Source organism: Streptomyces sp. NPDC006365, assembly GCF_042870755.1.
In the GTDB taxonomy this organism is placed as follows: Bacteria; Actinomycetota; Actinomycetes; order Streptomycetales; family Streptomycetaceae; genus Streptomyces; species Streptomyces xiangluensis.
In genome coordinates this window covers 182,953-198,888 of record NZ_JBIAHS010000001.1, presented here as the reverse complement: position 1 = coordinate 198,888, position 15,936 = coordinate 182,953, and the positions used below count along the sequence as shown (strand labels likewise).

The following is a 15,936-nucleotide window of genomic DNA, read 5'->3' as shown; positions in this document are numbered from 1 at the left end:
GGCCCATGACAGCCACTCGTACGCCGTCACCGCAGGCCGCCGCTGCCGTAGGGGGCGTACAGATCCAGCAGCCGGGTCCTGGCCGCCTGCAGCCGGTGGGCGAGGACCCCGCCGACCCACTGCGCGACGGCCGCGCCCAGCGCGGGATCGGCCTGGCCCATCACACGAACCGTCTGCGCGTCGAACTCGTAGGCGCGCACCGGCGACGCGGCCTCCGCGCCCAGCTGCCACACGTACGGGGCGAAAAGCCAGGACCAGCCGACGAGCTCGCCGTGCCCAAGGGTCTCGATGACGGGAGACCGGCGCCCGGGCACATGCATGTCCAGGGTGACCGTTCCGCTACGGATGATCCAGAACCGGTCGGCCCGGTGCCCCTCCTCGAAGAGGCGAGTCCCCTGGGGGATGGACACCTCATGGGCGGCGCGCATCAGCCTGCCGCGGTGATCCACGGAAAGCGCGCTCGTCATGGTGCTGATGGCGGTCATGGCAACGGCCTGCCTTTCTACGCGACGCGAGCGAACGTTCTGTGGTGGGTGCCGCTCACCGGCCGGCGGAAGGTTCCATTCCTTCCCTCACGAGCCTGCCGCCCGCGAACGCCTCACACCCTGGGCCGAACGTCCCGTGTCACGGCCATTCGGCCCAGGAGGCCGTTCGGGACCCCTCCCCCGGCCCCTCAATAGACTCGCCGCCTGCCCTCGGAGGGACGAGAAAGGGATGGGGACACCATGGCGAGGCTGACCACGGCAGGACGTACGGGACGACTGGCCGGCAGTGCCCTGCTGGCGACGCTCGCCATGCTGACCGTGGCGGGCTGCGGCGGTTCCGGCGAGGACTCCGGGGACGCCGCGGCAGGCGCGATCACTACCGAGTCGCCGGGCTCCCGTGCCGACGGCACTCCTAAGAGCCCGTCAGCCTCCACCTCCAGCCCGTCCCCGTCCCCGAAGGTGACGGCAGCGGACGGAACCGACACCGGCGCCTGCGCCGACGGCAATTGCGAGATCGCGGTGTCCAAGCCGGTGACGATCCGCTTCAAGATCCCCGCCGGTCCCGCCAAGCTGTCCGTGACCAAGGTCGGCAAGAACGAGGTCGGCTACAAGGTCACCCAGGGCACCAGCACCAACGGCAGCTCGGCCGGCGGCACGGCGAGCGGCGAGGGCAGCGGCTGCACCACGTTCTTCTACGGCAACGGCAGCGGCACCCAGTGCGGAGGGGCCGGGGAGCCGCCCGCCAAGGAGGCCGGCACGGTCGCGCTGCAACTGGTGCCAGGCCCCGACGGCACCGCGATCCTCCGCCTCGTATCGGGCTGACCAACCCGCCGCGACGAACGGGGCCGACGGAAGCGATCGCGTCGCCACCGGCGCGGCACACTATTTCGTAATGGGATCCATTTTCATGTAGCGTTCGGGGTCGCTCACCAAGGAGGACCCCATGGCCGTTCCCAAACGGAAGATGTCCCGCAGCAACACCCGTCACCGTCGTGCCCAGTGGAAGGCCAGCACCCCGCAGCTCGTGCCGGTCACGATCGACGGGACCGTCCACCAGGTGCCGCAGCGGCTGGTGAAGGCCTACGAGCGCGGCCTGCTGCACCCCGAGGACTGAGCGCGATGGCGGACGACCGGCTGCCCGTGACCGTGCTGTCCGGATTTCTCGGCGCGGGCAAGACCACCCTGCTCAACCATGTCCTCGGCAACCGTGAGGGGTTGCGCGTCGCGGTCATCGTCAACGACATGAGCGAGATCAACATCGACGCCGCCCTCGTACGCGGCGGCGAGGCCGCCCTCTCGCGCACCGAGGAACGTCTGGTCGAGATGACCAACGGCTGCATCTGCTGCACGCTGCGCGACGATCTGCTGGAGGAGGTCGACCGGCTGGCCCGCGAAGGCCGCTTCGACTATCTCCTCATCGAGTCCAGCGGCATCTCCGAGCCCATGCCGGTCGCCGCCACCTTCGCCTTCGCCCGCGACGACGGAGCCGTACTCGGCGACCTCGCCCGGCTCGACACCATGGTCACGGTCGTCGACGCCGCGAACTTCCTGCCGGAGCTGACAGACGGCGACGAGCTCGTCGAGCGGGGCCTCGACCAGTACGAGGACGACGAGCGCACCGTCAGCGATCTGCTGATGGACCAGATCGAGTTCGCCGACGTCATCGTGCTGAACAAGCTCGACCTGGTCGACGACGAGAGCGCGGCCCGGCTCCGGGCGACCCTCACCCGCCTCAATCCCGTAGCGAGGATCGTGCCCGTCGCCCACGGCCGGGTGAATGTCGGCGAGGTACTCGGCACCGGGCTGTTCGACCTCGATCGCGCCCAGCAGGCGCCGGGCTGGGTCATGGAGCTCAACGGCGACCACGTCCCGGAGACCGAGGAGTACGGCATCTCCTCCACGGTCTTCCGCTCCCAACTGCCGTTCCATACGGGGCGGTTGTGGACCTTCGTCACCGAGGAGCTCGACAGCGGGGCCTTCGGGCAGATCCTGCGGTCCAAGGGCTTCTTCTGGCTGGCGAGCCGCCCGCAGGTGACGGGGCTGTGGTCGCAGGCAGGTTCCGTCGCCCGTTTCGAGCCCTCCGGTGCCCGCGGGGCGGATGGCCCCTCCGGCCAGGAGCTGGTGTTCATCGGCACCGGGCTGCGCGCCGAGGCGCTGCGGGCGGCACTGGCCGACTGCCTGATGAGGGACGGCGAGAGCACACCGCTCATCGATCCGTTCCCCGCCTGGTACACATACGGCATCGACGATACCTGCGAGCACGAGCCCTCCGAACCAGTGGCAGAGGGCTGAAGACTCCGGGTCGGGCGGTGGCCGGTCACAGCGCTGCCAGATCACTTCTCCGCGTGCAACCTTGTTGCAACGGGGCAGTTGGTTGGCTGAGTCACCGTCCGGCACCGGCAAGCGCTGAGGAGTGGTGCACGGTGAACTCACCCGCCCCGCGTGTGGAGCTGACGCCCGCCGCTGGCGAGCTGCTGCGTCGTCTCCGCGCCGTCCACGGTCCGCTGATGTTTCATCAGTCCGGTGGCTGTTGCGACGGCAGTGCGCCCATGTGTTATCCGGAGGGCGAGTTCCGGACCGGCGACTCCGATGTGCTGCTGGCCTCGCTGACCGTCGAGGGTATGGACGAGCCGGTGTCGTTCTGGATGTCGAAGAGCCAGTACGACGTGTGGAGTCACACCCGGCTCATCGTCGACGTGGTGGAGGGACGGGGCAGTGGATTCTCGCTCGAGGCACCCGAAGGGGTGCGTTTTCTGATCCGTTCGCGTCTCGTCGGTACATAGCATCGGCGCGGCAACCATCCTGTGGTGAACTCCCCTGTGTTCTGGGCTCGTTGAGGAGCCGGCGGAGACATCAGGGGGCGGTATGGGACGCGGACGGTTCAGAACCGTGCTGACGGTTCTCGCGGTATGGAGTGTGCTGGCCGGTGCCGCCCTGGTGGGGGCGGCACCGGCCGGCGGTGCGCAGGGCGCCGCGCAGATCGCGCCGGGCGTGAAGTACACGGAGTTCGACATTCCGGCCGCCAAGGGTGTTGCGCACGCGCATGTGATCGATGTCGATCTCCGCAATCCCCGCGTGGGTGTCGACCTCATGCATCCCGGCGCGGTGGCGGCCCGCGCCCCCGTCTCCCAACTGGCCGATGCGCGCGGCGCTGTCGCGGGCGTCAACGGCGACTTCTTCAACATCACCGAGATCCAGCATCCGGGGGTCGAGGCGACGGGCGCGCCCGTCGGCCCGGCGATCGCGAGCGCTCGCACTCTCAAAGCGGCGGTTCCGGACGGTCAGCGATTCGGTCCCGCCCTGCCGCCCGCTGCGAGCACGAAGGACGTACTGGGCGTGGGCACCGACCGCCGGGCCCGCCTCGACAGCCTGGCCCTCGACGGTTTCATCCGCACGAGTGAGACACGGCTGCCGCTCGGCGGGCTCAACCAGTACGCGCTGCCGGTCGGTACCGTCGGCGCGTTCACCTCGGACTGGGGCTCCGTCTCCCGGGCGCGGGCCACTTGCGGCACGGACACCGACCGTGCCGCACCCTGCAGTGCCGACACCTATGAGGTGACGGTCAAGGACGGCCGCGTCGTGTCCTGGGCCGACACGCCCGGCAGCGGTCCCATCGCGTACGGCACCACCGTCCTGGTCGGCCGGGAGGCGGGCGCCCAGCAGTTGCGGAAGCTGTCGCTGGGCGAGCGGGTCAAGGTGCGGCACCGCCTGGTCGCGGCCGCGTCCAGGATTCCGTACCGGTTCGTGGTGGGCGGCTACCCGCTCCTGAGGGACGGTCAGCCGCTCGCCGGCCTCGACAACGCGACCTCGGCGGTACGCACCGCGGCGGGAATCTCGGACGGTGGCAAACGGCTGACGCTGCTCGCGCTGGACGGGGCACCCGAGTTCCGTACCGGCCTCACGATCGCCGAAGTGGCCTCAGCGATGCGGCGGCTGGGCTCCGTCGACGCCTTCAGCCTCGACGGCGGCGGGTCCACGACGCTGGTCGCACGTGAGCCCGGTGCGGCTGCGGTGAGCGTACGCAACCATCCCAGCGCCGGAGCCGAACGCCCGGTGCCCAACGGGATCGGTGTGTTCTCCCGACCGTAGGAGGCGAGCCCTGCCGGGGCCTCAGGGTTTCAGGGCCTCAAGGCCTCAGGGCCTCAAGCTGCCCACGATGTCCGCCGTCGCCGAGATGCCCTCGTGGATGGTCGGCGCCATGCTCGTGCTCGCGAGATAGAAACCGAGCAGGATGCACACCAAGGCGTGCGGGATCTTCAGCGCCCCATTGCGCATGAAGATCACCGCCAGCACCACCAGCAGCAGCACCACAGAGATGGAAATGGCCATCGTCAACCTCCTCCGCCACGCCCACATCGCGGCTTTCAGCCGCAAGTGTGACGTAGCGGGGGGTTCGTCCGGGCGGCAGACGTGTCCGCCGATCGTGTGTTGACTGCTTGTGCAAGCGCTGGGCTACGCCCGCTCGTTGGCGTCCAGGAACTTCTCGAGCCCCGCGAGATCATCCGTGTTGATGTAGTCGACGTCGGCGGCGAGGAGTTCGCCCCAGAGTGCGTCACGGGCCGGGCCTGCCAGGTCGGGCGTGGCCCAGAAGCGGACCTTCTGACGGCGCGAGTGGGCCGCCGCGATGATGCTCCGCAGCTTCTGGCGCTCCGGTTCGGGGAACGGACCGATGCCCCGCCAGGTGAAGTTGAGCGTCCAGTTGTCGCTGATCAGCGGGATGAAGGAGGCGGGCGCCGGGCTGCCGAGGTCGGCGAGACGGCCGTCGTAGAAGGCGCGCCGTACGGTCTGGGCCTCCATGGGCGTACGGGCCGCGCGGTCGCCGGATATCACGGCGGTGACCGGGCCGGGGAAGACCCGTCCGTGCGCGTACGTCGTGAACAGGTGCTTGTAGCGGCGCAGATGGCGGTCGAGTTCGAGGTACGTCGAGGAGCCCTCGGTCTTGAGGTCGATCAGGAGCTGGATCGGCTTGCGGTAACCCCGGTACACCGAACCGTGGTTGGCCTTCACACGGCGGGCGAGCGGGTCGAGGTACAGGGACTCGAGGGTGCGGGCCGGGTCGAGGTCGACCGCGTCGTGGGCCACCAGGAGCTGGTCGCCGACGAGGAAGATGTCGGCCTCGAGGCTGCCGAATCGGTGGTCCAGAGCGTCGAAGAGGGGCCTGGAGTGCAGGTAGTCGTTGTGCGCGTGGGCACGCCACAGCGGGCGCGGGCCGTGCTTCCGCTCGCTCGCCTGCGCGTACGCGGGCACGGCGACCGAGCCCGCGAGGGCGGCGGCGAAGGTGGTGAGTGCTCTGCGACGGGTGGTGAGGGCCATGCTCTGCCTCCCTGGGAGTGCCGTATGGGACCTGAGCGAGTATGCGGTCCCTCGGGTGCCAAGGAGCAGTGTCTTGCGGGGAGTTGGCTGGACTGCCGCTGTGCGTTCACTTGGGCGGAGCATCGGACGCGGCAACGCCCATCCCCACAAGGAAATTGGAAAAGGCCCGCCTCCACAGGAGCTTCCCGAGGGCGCCGCAGGCCACCATCACTTGGCGGTACAACCCTCTTGGGCGGGGTCTGGAACGACTCGCGTCTCCAGGCCCAAACCGGGCAGTTGTCCGGTCCGGGCCTGGAGACGCGAGCACGAGCCGCCTACTTCAGCGCTCCTGCCATGACGCCGCTGACGAACTGCCGCTGGAAGGCGAAGAAGACCACCAGCGGGATGATCATGGAGAGGAAGGCCCCGGAGGACAGGACGTCGATATTGGTGCCGAACTGACGGGTCTGCTGTTGCAAGGCAACGGTGAGCGGGGCCGAATCCGCGTCGGCGAAGATGAGCGCGACGAGCATGTCGTTCCAGACCCACAGGAACTGGAAGATGCCGAGCGAGGCTATCGCCGGCGCGCCGAGCGGAACCACCACCCGGACGAAGAGCCACAACTCACTCGCCCCGTCGAGTCGGGCGGCCTCCAGCAGTTCACGCGGGATGCCCGCAAAGAAGTTCCGGAGCAGGAAGATCGCGAACGGCAGGCCGAAGGCAACGTGGAAGAGGACGACGCCGACGATGCTGCCGAAGATCCCGAGATCCCCGAACAGGCTGGTGATGGGCACCAGAGCAACCTGCAGCGGCACCACGAGCAGGCCGACGATGAGCAGAAACACCCAGTCCCGGCCTGGGAATTCGACCCAGGCGAAAACGTACCCGGCGAGTGAGCCGACCACCACCACCAGCAGCGTGGCGGGGACAGTGATCAGCAGACTGTTCAGGAACGAATGCGTGATCGTCGGGTCGTCCAGCAGGCTGGTGTAGTTGTGCAGGGTCAGCTGCGCGGGCTTGGTGAGCACGGTCCACCAGCCGGACGACCCGATGTCCAGTGGCCCGCGCAGCGAGGAGAGCAGCAGGCCGGCGGTGGGCAGCAGCCAGAACATGGCCACCACCAGCAGGACCAGACGTGTGGATCCGCCGACGAGCCGACGCGCCGCGCGGGCGGCAGCACCCGGACCCGGGCGGCCGGAGGCGGTGGGGACGGCGGCGTCGGTCTGGCCGGCCTGGGCGGTCTGAAGGGTTGTCATCGTGACCTCTCCTTTCGGAACCGCTTGATGTTGAGGAACATGGCCGGTGCCACCAGGGCGAGCAGGAGCACGGCGAGCGCACTGCCGGTGCCCTGGTCGTTGCCGCCGCCGAACGAGGACAGATAGAGCTGCAGGGCCAGTACGTTGGCGTCCTGCTGGCTCGCGCCGGGCGCGATGACGTACACCAGGTCGAAGATCTTCAGCACATTGATCACCAGCGTGACCAGGACGACGCCCAGCACCGGCGCCAGAAGCGGCACCGTGATGCGGCGGAACACCTGCCACTCCCTCGCGCCGTCGACACGTGCGGCCTCCAGCAATTCCCGGGGAATCCCGGCCAGCCCGGCGGCGATGAGGACCATCGCGAAGCCCGTCCACATCCAGACGTAGGCACCGATGATCGACCAGGTGACCAGGGTCGGGCCGAGCCAGTTGACACCCGCGTACTGCTCGGTGAAGTTCGTGGCGGGCAGGCGCAGTTGAACCGGTGAGGCGCCGAGCCGGTTCGCGGGCAGGGCGAAGGTGCCGTCCTTGGCGGCGGTCGCCGCGGCGATGACGCGCCCGTCACGCACAGCCTCGACCCGGACGCCGGACAGTGCCTTCTCGCCCTGGTCGATCTTCCCGGGGGTGCTGCCGCCCGGCTGGAAGTCCAGCCAGACCGTGCCGCACAACGCGCCCTGTGGGCAGGAACTCGGCGCGGCGGCCTGCGTCGCGTCGGTCAGCGTGCTGGGCTGCACACCGACCAGTGGCAGTGTGGCCGGACCGCCATCGGCGCTGACGGGCCTGCTCGTGTAGGGGCCGCCGACCGGCCCGGCCACGGTGCCGCTGCCGGGGCCCGCCACCCGGGGGTGGGCCCCGGGATACGCCGATGCCTTGAAGAAGGTGTCGTGGACGCCGGTCACCACCGCGTTGGCCACGCCCTTGCCGGGGTCCTGGTCGTAGACCAGCCGGAAGATGATGCCGGCGGCCAGCATGGAGATGGCCATCGGCATGAAGACGACCAACTTGAATGCCGTGCTCCAGCGGATCCGATCGGTGAGCACGGCGAAGATCAGGCCAAGCCCGGTGGCCGCGACGGGTGCGACCACGACCCAGATCGCATTGTTCTTGATGGCGATGAGGGTCTGGTGGTCGGTGAAGACGTCGGTGTAGTTGGAAAGCCCGACGAAGTGCGTGAATCCGTCGGGGCCGAAGAGACTGCGTACCACCGACCACACGATCGGATACACCACGAGTCCGCCGAGCAGAACCAGCGCGGGCAGCAGGAAGAAGACCGCGATCCAGCTACGGCCTCGGAGCGTCCTCCTCCTGCGGCGGGCGGGTGCCCCCGCCGCGGGGGCGGCGGGGGACGGAGGGGAAAGCGTCTGTGACATGGCGACTGCCTCAGCCAGCCTTGGCGAACGCCTTCGCGGCGTCCGCTTCGAGCTGTTTCTGCGCGCCCGCGACGTCGGAGGGCTTGGCGAGGAAGTCCTGCAGGTCCTTCCACTCCCCCTGCCCCTTGGTTCCGCCGAATGCGGCCGGCGCCTGATCGGACATGTCGAACCGGATGTTGTCTCCGGCCTTGATCAGGTTCTTCGCGATGCCCCGCACGGTGTCGTCGCGGTAGTTGGAGAAGGCCACCGCCTTGTTCGGAGACAGGAAACCGCCCTGCTGCACGGCGATTTCCGCGGCTTCCGGGGAAACCAGGAAGCGCATCAGCGCCTGCGCGCCTTCTCCGTCCTTGAGCGCGACCGCGACGTCGCCGCTACTCACCACTGGTGCCTTGCCGCCGTCCACGGACGGGAAGGGGAAGACCTTGGCGTCGGTGCCGACCTTGGCCGTGGTCTCCTGGGTGATGTTGGTCGCGATGAACTCGCCCTCGTAGACCAGCGCGGCCTTGGGCGGGTCGGAGAAGACCTGGCCGACCGAGGTGGGGAAGTCGGTCTGCAGCGCGCCGCGTGTGCCTCCGGCGATCAGGTCGGGCCTGCCGAAGATCTGGCCCAGCGTGGTCAGCGCCTTGGTCACCGATGGATCTGTCCACTTGACCTGATGCTTCGTCAACTTGTCGTACATGGCCGGGCCGGCCTGGCTGAGGTAGATGTTCTCGAACCAGTCGGTCACGAGCCAGCCCTCGGCACCGCCTATGGAGAACGGCGGGGTGCCGGAGTCGGAGAGTGTCTGACCGTCCTTGAGCAGCTGCTCCCAGGTGGTGGGGGTGGTCGTCAGTCCGGCCTGCTCCCAGATCGCCGTGTTGTACCAGAACAAGGACTTGTTGGTGACCTTGAAGAACACGCCGTACTGCTTGTTCTCGTACGTACTCAGGTCGCGCCAGGCCTTGCTGTAGTTCTGGTCCAACTCCTTGGTCACGGCGGGCTGGAGCGGCTTGAGCCAGCCGGCTTCGGCGAACTGCTGCAGCACGCCGGGCTGGGGCAGCAGGGCCACGTCCGGCGGAGAGCCGCCCTGGATCTTGCTGCCGACGAAGGTCGACACGTTGTCCCCGGTGGGCACGAAGGTCGTGCTTGCCCCGGTCAACTCGTCGAAGCGGGCCAGTACCTTGAGGAAGTTCTTCTGCTCGGCGCCTGTCCAGACGCCGGCCACCTGCAGCTTCTGCCCATCGAGCTTGGGCAGGTCCAGCGTGGAGGCGCCGCCCGCACCCGTGGTCGCGGGCGTGGTCGAGGCGTCCTTGTCCGAGGAGCCGCAGCCGGCGGCCCCGATCATCAGGACGGCGACGGCCGTCAGTACTGCCGCTCTGCCATTCATTGGGTCACTCCTTCGTGAAAGGACGTACGGAACGTGTTGCGGCGGACAACGGGTCAGTCGGTGAGGCCGTCGGCCACCCACCAGGCGGCAGTGCTGCCAGGGAGGGTGCCGGGCGGGCAGGCACCGCTCGCGAGCAGCGGTGTGCCGTGGACCGGGGCGGGACAGGGGACGTCGCCGAAGTTGACGGCGCACACCAGCCCGTCACCGCGGACGAAGGCCAGGACCTGCGGCGGGGAATCCAGCCAGCGCAGCGTCCCGTTGCCGAGCGACGGCAGGCTCTGGCGCAACCGCAGCGCGTCGCGGTACAGATGCCAGAAGGAATCGGGATCGGCCATGCCCCGCTCGGTGGTGTGCTCCGCGAACCACTCGGGCTGGGGCAGCCAGGGCTTGGCGACGCCTTCGCCCGAGGTGAAACCGAACGGGGACATGTGCCCCGACCACGGCAGCGGTACGCGGCAGCCGTCCCGGATACCCACGCGGCTGCCGCTGCGATGGAAGATCGGGTCGGTGAGCACCTCGTCCGGTAGGTCGACGACCTCCGGCAGGCCCAGCTCCTCGCCCTGGTAGATGTAGGCGGCGCCGGGCAGGGAGAGCATCAGCAGCGCGGCGGCGCGAGCGCGCGCGGAGGCCGCGTACCGCGTGACGGTGCGGACCTGATCGTGATTGTTGAGCACCCAGGTGATGGTCGACCCGGTGTCGGCTATGTCCCGCAGCGCGTCCTGGATGACCCGGCGGAAGGTGGCGGCGTCCCAGGGGGCCGTCAGCATGTGGAAGAAGAACGCCTGGTGGAGCTCGTCCGGGCGGACATAGGCGGCCTGCTCGGCCGGGGTGCGCACGGACACCTCTCCGACGAGCAGCCGGTCGATGCCGTCCCGAGCGGTGTACTCCTCGCAGATGGCGCGCCAGGTGCGCCAGACACCGTGGGTCTCGGGCTGGTTCCACGCCAGGGGGTTGACCGTGTCCCGGGCGCGCGCGTCGGCTGCCGGATCCGGGGAATCCGGCAGCGCGGGATGCTTGAAGAGGCCGGTGGCCACGTCGATGCGGAACCCGTCGACGCCGCGGTCCAGCCAGAATCGCAGTACTTGCTCGAAGTAGCCGCCGACCTCGATGTTGCGCCAGTTCAAGTCGGGCTGCTCCGGCCCGAACAGGTGCAGGTACCACTGGCCCGGCGTGCCGTCCGGCTCGGTCACCCGGGTCCAGGCGGGTCCGCCGAACATGGAGTGCCAGTTGTTGGGCGGCAGTTCGCCGCCCGCACCACGGCCCTCGGCGAAGTGGAAGCGGGATCTGCCCAGACCGCCGTCCGGGCCTTCGGCCAAGGCCCGCAGGAACCACGGGTGGCGGCTGGAGCAGTGGTTGGGGACGATGTCGATGAGCACCTTGAACCCGAGTCGGTGCGCGTCGTCCACCAGGCGGCCGAACTCGTCCAGGTCTCCGTAGACCGGATCCACGTCGCAGTAGTCGGCGACGTCGTAGCCGTGGTCGTACTGCGGCGAGGGGTAGAACGGGTTGAGCCATATGCCGTCGACACCAAGTCGCTTGAGGTACGGCAGGCCCGCGCGGACACCGGCGAGGTCGCCGATGCCGTCCCCGGTGCTGTCGAGGAAGCTGCGGACGTACACCTCGTAGATGACGGCGGTGCGCCACCACTGTTGTCGTGCGGTGTGCTCTGGCTGCTCGGAGGGGCACGGTTCGTTCTGTACCGAGCCGTCGTCGACGAACGCGTCGATCATCGGGAAACCGTCCTGGGCTGGGCGTGATGGAAGCCGGCCGCCGAGCGGGGAGGGCGACGGCCGGCCGACTGGGCGCCGGATCCCGCGCCGCGGAAGGCGCGTTGGGAGTGGATGGGATGCAGATGAGATGCGGATGGGGAGGCCGGTTGGCAAGTGTGGCCGACGGCTGACGGCTGACGGCTGACGGCTGACGGCTGACGGCTGACGGGCAAGGATTCGTTCGGCTTCGTTCACCCGGCAAGGTCGCCGGGTGTGAGGCCACCGATGAGGACGGAAGCCCATTCGTCGGCGCGATGCCCTCCGGCGAGGCCGGAACGCCGTTCGCCGGCACGACACCCGCCGATGCGGAGGTGGGGTGGCCCGCCGATCGCGCCGATCGCCGACGAGTACTGAGGGGTCGTCAGATCGCGGATAACCGAGGCAGTGCCGAAGCGACGGCGAGGGGCTGCGCCGTGGCGTTCAGCGCCGCCCCCATCGCGCCGGCGTACGGGCCGAGTGCGGCGGCCAGGAACGTCACCGGTCCGATCAGTCGCCGACGGTCGCGCAGTGCCAGTTCGACGGCCGGTCGCATCACGCCGAAGGCCGGCGCCACGCCACCGCCCACGACGACCGTCGACAGACCGAGCTGGGTCAGCACGCTGCCCAGGACCGTACCTACTGCCGTGGCGGCGGTATCGAGGATCTCCCGGGCCGTGGTGTCGCCCGACTGGGCGGCCTGGACCAGGTCTTCGGGTGTCGCGATCCGGTCCTGGTCCGTGGTCCCGCGCGAGGCGAGGACTCGGGACCAGGCGACTGCCAGCGCCCGGCCGCCCGACACCGTCTCCAGGCAGCCGCGGGCTCCGCACGCACAGCGGCTTCCGCCGGGGGCGGCGGTCATGTGCCCGATTTCGCCGATCCTGTCGCCGGGGCCGCGCAGGACGCTGCCGCCCAGAGCGATCGCACCGCCTATACCGGTGCCCATGGTCATGAACACCACGTCGGTGTGACCGCGCGCGGAGCCCAGAGCGAGTTCCGCCGAGGCGAACGCGCGTGCGTCGTTCATCAGCAGGACGGGCTTCGCGGTCGCGCGTTCGAGCGTGTCCGCAAGCGGGTAACCCTGCCACTCGCCGTCGATGTTCGGAATGGTGGTGGTGGAGCGCAGGTCCGGGCTCAGATGGCCGGGCAGCGCCACGCCGATGGCCTCGGCGGTGCGCGCGCCCACGAGTTCGGCGATGGTGGCGGCGACCTGCGCGGGACCGGCGGCCGGTGTGGGCAGCGTGCCCCGCGCGACGACGACCGCGCCGGCACGGTGCACCCACTTGATGTTCGTGCCCCCGATGTCCACCCCAAGGGCGGACCCTTCGGGGCGAGGGCCGCCCCTGGTCGCGACCATGCGATCTCCTGATGGATCAGTATTGCCTGTATAGACTTAACGGGAAGTTAGGGCGCGCAATTCATCCAGTCAATCAGTTGAGACGTAAAGAATCAGAAACGCTGGGTGATTCGAGCCGACGCGATCAGCGCTTTGGCGAGTCAGTGGCAGACGGTCACACAACCTGTCTAGCCTTTTGCGCAGTGACGGTCAGTCGGGTGCTATCAGGGCGCCGTCGGCTGCCAGGTGCTCACGCAGTTCGACGATGTTCCCGTCGCGGGGCCGGCATCCGGCGGAGACCGCCAGGGCCGCCGCGGTCCCGGCGGCCTGACCCATCGCCATGCACTGTCCGATGGAGCGGACGGAGGCATGGGCGTCGTGGGTGGCCGACAGGCACCGGCCCGCGACGAGCAGACCGTCGACGCCACGGGGAAGCAGGCATCGGTAAGGCACCCCGTAAGTGCGGCCGGTGGGCCTCTGGTCACCGGAGCCGACGTACTGCCAGATCGTCCGCTGCCCGGCGGCATGGTCCTCGATCGGAGCCCCACAGCGCGCTATGGCGTCATCGAACTGACGCGCGCTCAGGACGTCCTCCTTGCCCAGGACGTACTCGCCGATCAGACGGCGGCTCTCCCGCACGCCGATCCGCGGCGCGGACGCGATGAGGAAAGCCCGTTCGTACCCCGGCACCTGCTCGACGAGGAACCGGGTGTACTCGACGACCTGGCGACGCCCCTCCTGTTCGGCTCCGGAAAGCTGCCACGGGTCCGTCGGGTCGACGCCGCTGACGCGGGTCACGTTGGTGTGGACGACCCCGGGTTCGGTGGTCCGGTGGACAGAACCTTCGCGCCGGGGCAGCTCGTACGCTCCCGAGTCGGCGTGCAGAGCCATCAGGCGGTGCAGCTCCGCCGTCGGGGTCGCCTCGGCGTCGACACCGGCGAGCCGGAAGGTCTGGGTGAGCGGCTGCACGACGCGGTCCTCGGCGGGTCGCTCCAGCGCGGCCCCCGCGCGCCAGGCGATGTCGGCATCACCGGTGGCGTCGACGACGACCCCGGCCCGTACGAATCCGGGGCCGGCGACCGTCTCGACGACCACCCCGAGAACGTCCTGACCCTCCATCACCACCCGTGAGGCACGCGCGTGGAACAAGACCCGCACCCCGGCCCTGCCGGTGAGTTCGTCCCAGACCAGCTTGAGTGTCTCGGGGTCGTAGGTGATGCCGGTGCCCGCGCCGTAGGTGTTGGGGCGTTCGAAGGCCGCCTTGCGATCGGTGAGCTCCTGGCACACTTCCCAGCCCACGCCGCCGACGACGCGCTCCCCCGTGCCGGGCGCGTAGAAGCCGTAGAAGGTGTCCAGGACGCTCGCCCCGGTGCCGCCCAGGTGAGCGGCGCTTTCCACGAGCAGGGTGGAGGCGCCCCGTCGGGCGGCCGCGACGGCTGCCGCGGAGCCCGCCGAGCCTCCGCCGACGACCACCACATCACCGTCCCACAGCAGCGGATGGCGCTCGGCCTCCGCCTGGTTGACGCGCGTGCCGTTCATCTCAGGTGCCACCCTCCGTCTACGGGGACGACCGCGCCGGTCGTGCGGCAGGAAGAGTCCGACAGCAGCCACATGACGGTGTCGGCGATCTCTTCGGGGCTGCAGGCCCGCGCCCCGAGCGGCATCAGCCGCGGCATCCGGTCCTGGATCGCGGGATCGGTCATGGCACGGGCGGCCATCGGGGTGTCCACCAGGCCGGCCGCGACGATGTTGACGCGCACTCCCTTGGGGGCGCCGGTGAACGCGGCCGAGCGCACCAGGGGAACCAGGGCGCCCTTCGCGCTGGCGTAGGCCGCGGTGAGGAAGTCCTCATCGAGCGTGCTCGCCAGGGCGGAGCCGATCACGACGATCGACCCGCCCGAGCCGGACAGCCGCCGTATGCCGGCACGCAACAGGTAGAACACCGAGTCGAGATCGACCCGGTGCACTTCACGCCATGCCTCGTCGCCGCACTCGTCCACCGGCCCGTCGCCGAGACGCCGGCCGGACATGCCCACCGCGTGCACGATGCCGTCCAGACCGTCCAGGGCCTCGGCTGCTCGCGCCACGGCAGCGTCGGCACCCGCGGATACGGTGATGTCGTACGTATCGCGGTCGGCCTCGAAGACTTCGGCACCGGCTGCCCGCGCCGCGTTGACGCACGCGGCGCCGATCCCGCCCTGAGCGCCGGCCACCAGCAGCCGCTTCACGGTGCGCCGTCCGCGGTGCGCAGAGCGGCGGCGGAGCGGCGGGCGAATTCGAGATAGGCGCCCTCGAACAGCTCGTTGCTGCGGTCCGCGCCGACCAGGCGGGAACTGGTGATGACCGGCGGCATGGCGCCCCGCTCGGCGAGCAGTTCGGCGACCCGGACCTTGATCTCGTTGACCACGGCGATCGCGGTGAAGGTACTCACCGGGCCGACGGGAACGTCCAGGCCGTCGACGTGGCAGATGGCGTCGCCGACCGGCGATCCCAGGTCGATCACCACATCGGCGTGGTCGGCGAGCCGGGAGCCGCTCGGATGCCGCGGTTCGGCGGCGTTCGTCTCCTGCAGCGACGTGGCCACGATGACCGGCAGCCCTGCCTTCTTCGCGCCCATCGCCATCTCGATGGGGACGGCGTTGAGCCCGCTGACACTGAAGATGAACATGCTGTCCGAAGGGCGCAGCCGGAAGTTGGCCAGGATCTGGTCGGCCAGTCCCTCGACGCGCTCGATGAACATCGCCTGCCGCTGTCCGTTGGCCCCCACCACCTGGGTGTGGAACGTCATCGAGAGCTCCACCAGCGGCTGGAAGCCCGGATAGGAGCCGTAGCGGGGAAATATCTCCTCCACCGGCATGCGCGAATGACCGGTGCCGAAGGTGTAGACGACGCCGTCGGCGGCGATCGACCTGGCGGCGATCTGAGCCGCGGCCTCGACGGCGCCGGCCTGGGACTCGGCAATCTGCTCGACGATCCCGACTGCGGTACGGATCCACGATGACACGTGCAGATACCTCTCGGTACGAGGGCGGAGACAGACGGAGACAGGGCGCTCCTGCGGAACGGCCTCCGGCGAACTCGAT

General features: G+C 69.5%; 16 protein-coding genes. 5 read left to right on the top strand and 11 right to left on the bottom strand.

What is annotated here, in order from left to right:
* Positions 1-26 precede the first annotated feature (26 nt).
* Positions 27-485, bottom strand: a complete 459-nt coding sequence (locus ACFYO0_RS01040; protein ID WP_388668573.1) for a Crp/Fnr family transcriptional regulator — start codon at positions 483-485, stop codon at positions 27-29.
* A gap of 240 nt (positions 486-725) precedes the next feature.
* Between ACFYO0_RS01040 and ACFYO0_RS01035 the strand changes: the two genes are divergently transcribed.
* From ACFYO0_RS01035 to ACFYO0_RS01015, 5 genes are all read left to right on the top strand, one after another.
* Positions 726-1,307, top strand: coding sequence for a hypothetical protein (locus tag ACFYO0_RS01035; protein ID WP_388668570.1), 582 nt, complete (start codon positions 726-728; stop codon positions 1,305-1,307).
* 121 nt (positions 1,308-1,428) lie between these two features.
* Entirely contained in the window at positions 1,429-1,599 is a 171-nt protein-coding gene (gene rpmF, locus ACFYO0_RS01030; RefSeq protein WP_165338983.1) for a 50S ribosomal protein L32, read from the top strand.
* Positions 1,600-1,604: 5 nt separating this feature from the next.
* Positions 1,605-2,777, top strand: coding sequence for a GTP-binding protein (locus ACFYO0_RS01025; protein ID WP_388668567.1), 1,173 nt, complete (start codon positions 1,605-1,607; stop codon positions 2,775-2,777).
* Between the two features lie 131 nt (positions 2,778-2,908).
* Positions 2,909-3,268 carry a DUF779 domain-containing protein gene (locus tag ACFYO0_RS01020; RefSeq protein WP_388668564.1) on the top strand — a complete coding sequence of 120 codons (360 nt, stop codon included), beginning with the start codon at positions 2,909-2,911 and terminating at the stop codon, positions 3,266-3,268.
* 82 nt (positions 3,269-3,350) lie between these two features.
* Complete coding sequence (locus ACFYO0_RS01015; protein ID WP_388668561.1) at positions 3,351-4,574, top strand: phosphodiester glycosidase family protein; 1,224 nt, start codon at positions 3,351-3,353, stop codon at positions 4,572-4,574.
* A 45-nt stretch (positions 4,575-4,619) separates the two neighbouring features.
* On the opposite strand, the gene ACFYO0_RS01010 is transcribed toward ACFYO0_RS01015, so the two are convergent.
* From ACFYO0_RS01010 to ACFYO0_RS00965, 10 genes are all read right to left on the bottom strand, one after another.
* Complete coding sequence (locus tag ACFYO0_RS01010; protein ID WP_386343238.1) at positions 4,620-4,814, bottom strand: hypothetical protein; 195 nt, start codon at positions 4,812-4,814, stop codon at positions 4,620-4,622.
* A 123-nt stretch (positions 4,815-4,937) separates the two neighbouring features.
* A complete protein-coding gene (locus ACFYO0_RS01005) occupies positions 4,938-5,798 on the bottom strand; it encodes a phosphatidylinositol-specific phospholipase C/glycerophosphodiester phosphodiesterase family protein (RefSeq protein WP_388668558.1) in 861 nt (286 codons plus the stop codon).
* Between the two features lie 314 nt (positions 5,799-6,112).
* The gene (locus ACFYO0_RS01000; RefSeq protein WP_388668555.1) at positions 6,113-7,033 is read right to left on the bottom strand and encodes a carbohydrate ABC transporter permease; all 921 of its coding nucleotides are present in this window, start codon (positions 7,031-7,033) and stop codon (positions 6,113-6,115) included.
* Positions 7,030-8,406, bottom strand: coding sequence for a carbohydrate ABC transporter permease (locus ACFYO0_RS00995; RefSeq protein ID WP_388668552.1), 1,377 nt, complete (start codon positions 8,404-8,406; stop codon positions 7,030-7,032). The genes ACFYO0_RS01000 and ACFYO0_RS00995 overlap by 4 nt, the downstream gene beginning before the upstream one ends.
* Before the next feature lie 10 nt (positions 8,407-8,416).
* A complete protein-coding gene (locus ACFYO0_RS00990) occupies positions 8,417-9,772 on the bottom strand; it encodes an ABC transporter substrate-binding protein (protein ID WP_388668549.1) in 1,356 nt (451 codons plus the stop codon).
* A gap of 53 nt (positions 9,773-9,825) precedes the next feature.
* Positions 9,826-11,502: a glycoside hydrolase family 13 protein gene (locus tag ACFYO0_RS00985; protein WP_388668546.1), complete on the bottom strand. Its 1,677-nt coding sequence runs from the start codon at positions 11,500-11,502 to the stop codon at positions 9,826-9,828.
* Between the two features lie 400 nt (positions 11,503-11,902).
* On the bottom strand, positions 11,903-12,874 hold the full coding sequence (locus tag ACFYO0_RS00980; RefSeq protein WP_388668543.1) for an ROK family protein: 972 nt from the start codon (positions 12,872-12,874) through the stop codon (positions 11,903-11,905).
* Between the two features lie 189 nt (positions 12,875-13,063).
* Positions 13,064-14,392, bottom strand: coding sequence for an FAD-dependent oxidoreductase (locus tag ACFYO0_RS00975; protein ID WP_388668540.1), 1,329 nt, complete (start codon positions 14,390-14,392; stop codon positions 13,064-13,066).
* Positions 14,389-15,081 carry an SDR family oxidoreductase gene (locus ACFYO0_RS00970; protein WP_388668537.1) on the bottom strand — a complete coding sequence of 231 codons (693 nt, stop codon included), beginning with the start codon at positions 15,079-15,081 and terminating at the stop codon, positions 14,389-14,391. Before ACFYO0_RS00970 ends, ACFYO0_RS00975 begins: the two co-directional genes overlap by 4 nt.
* Positions 15,078-15,857, bottom strand: a complete 780-nt coding sequence (locus tag ACFYO0_RS00965) for a sugar isomerase domain-containing protein (protein ID WP_388668534.1) — start codon at positions 15,855-15,857, stop codon at positions 15,078-15,080. The genes ACFYO0_RS00970 and ACFYO0_RS00965 overlap by 4 nt, the downstream gene beginning before the upstream one ends.
* Positions 15,858-15,936: the final 79 nt, after the last annotated feature.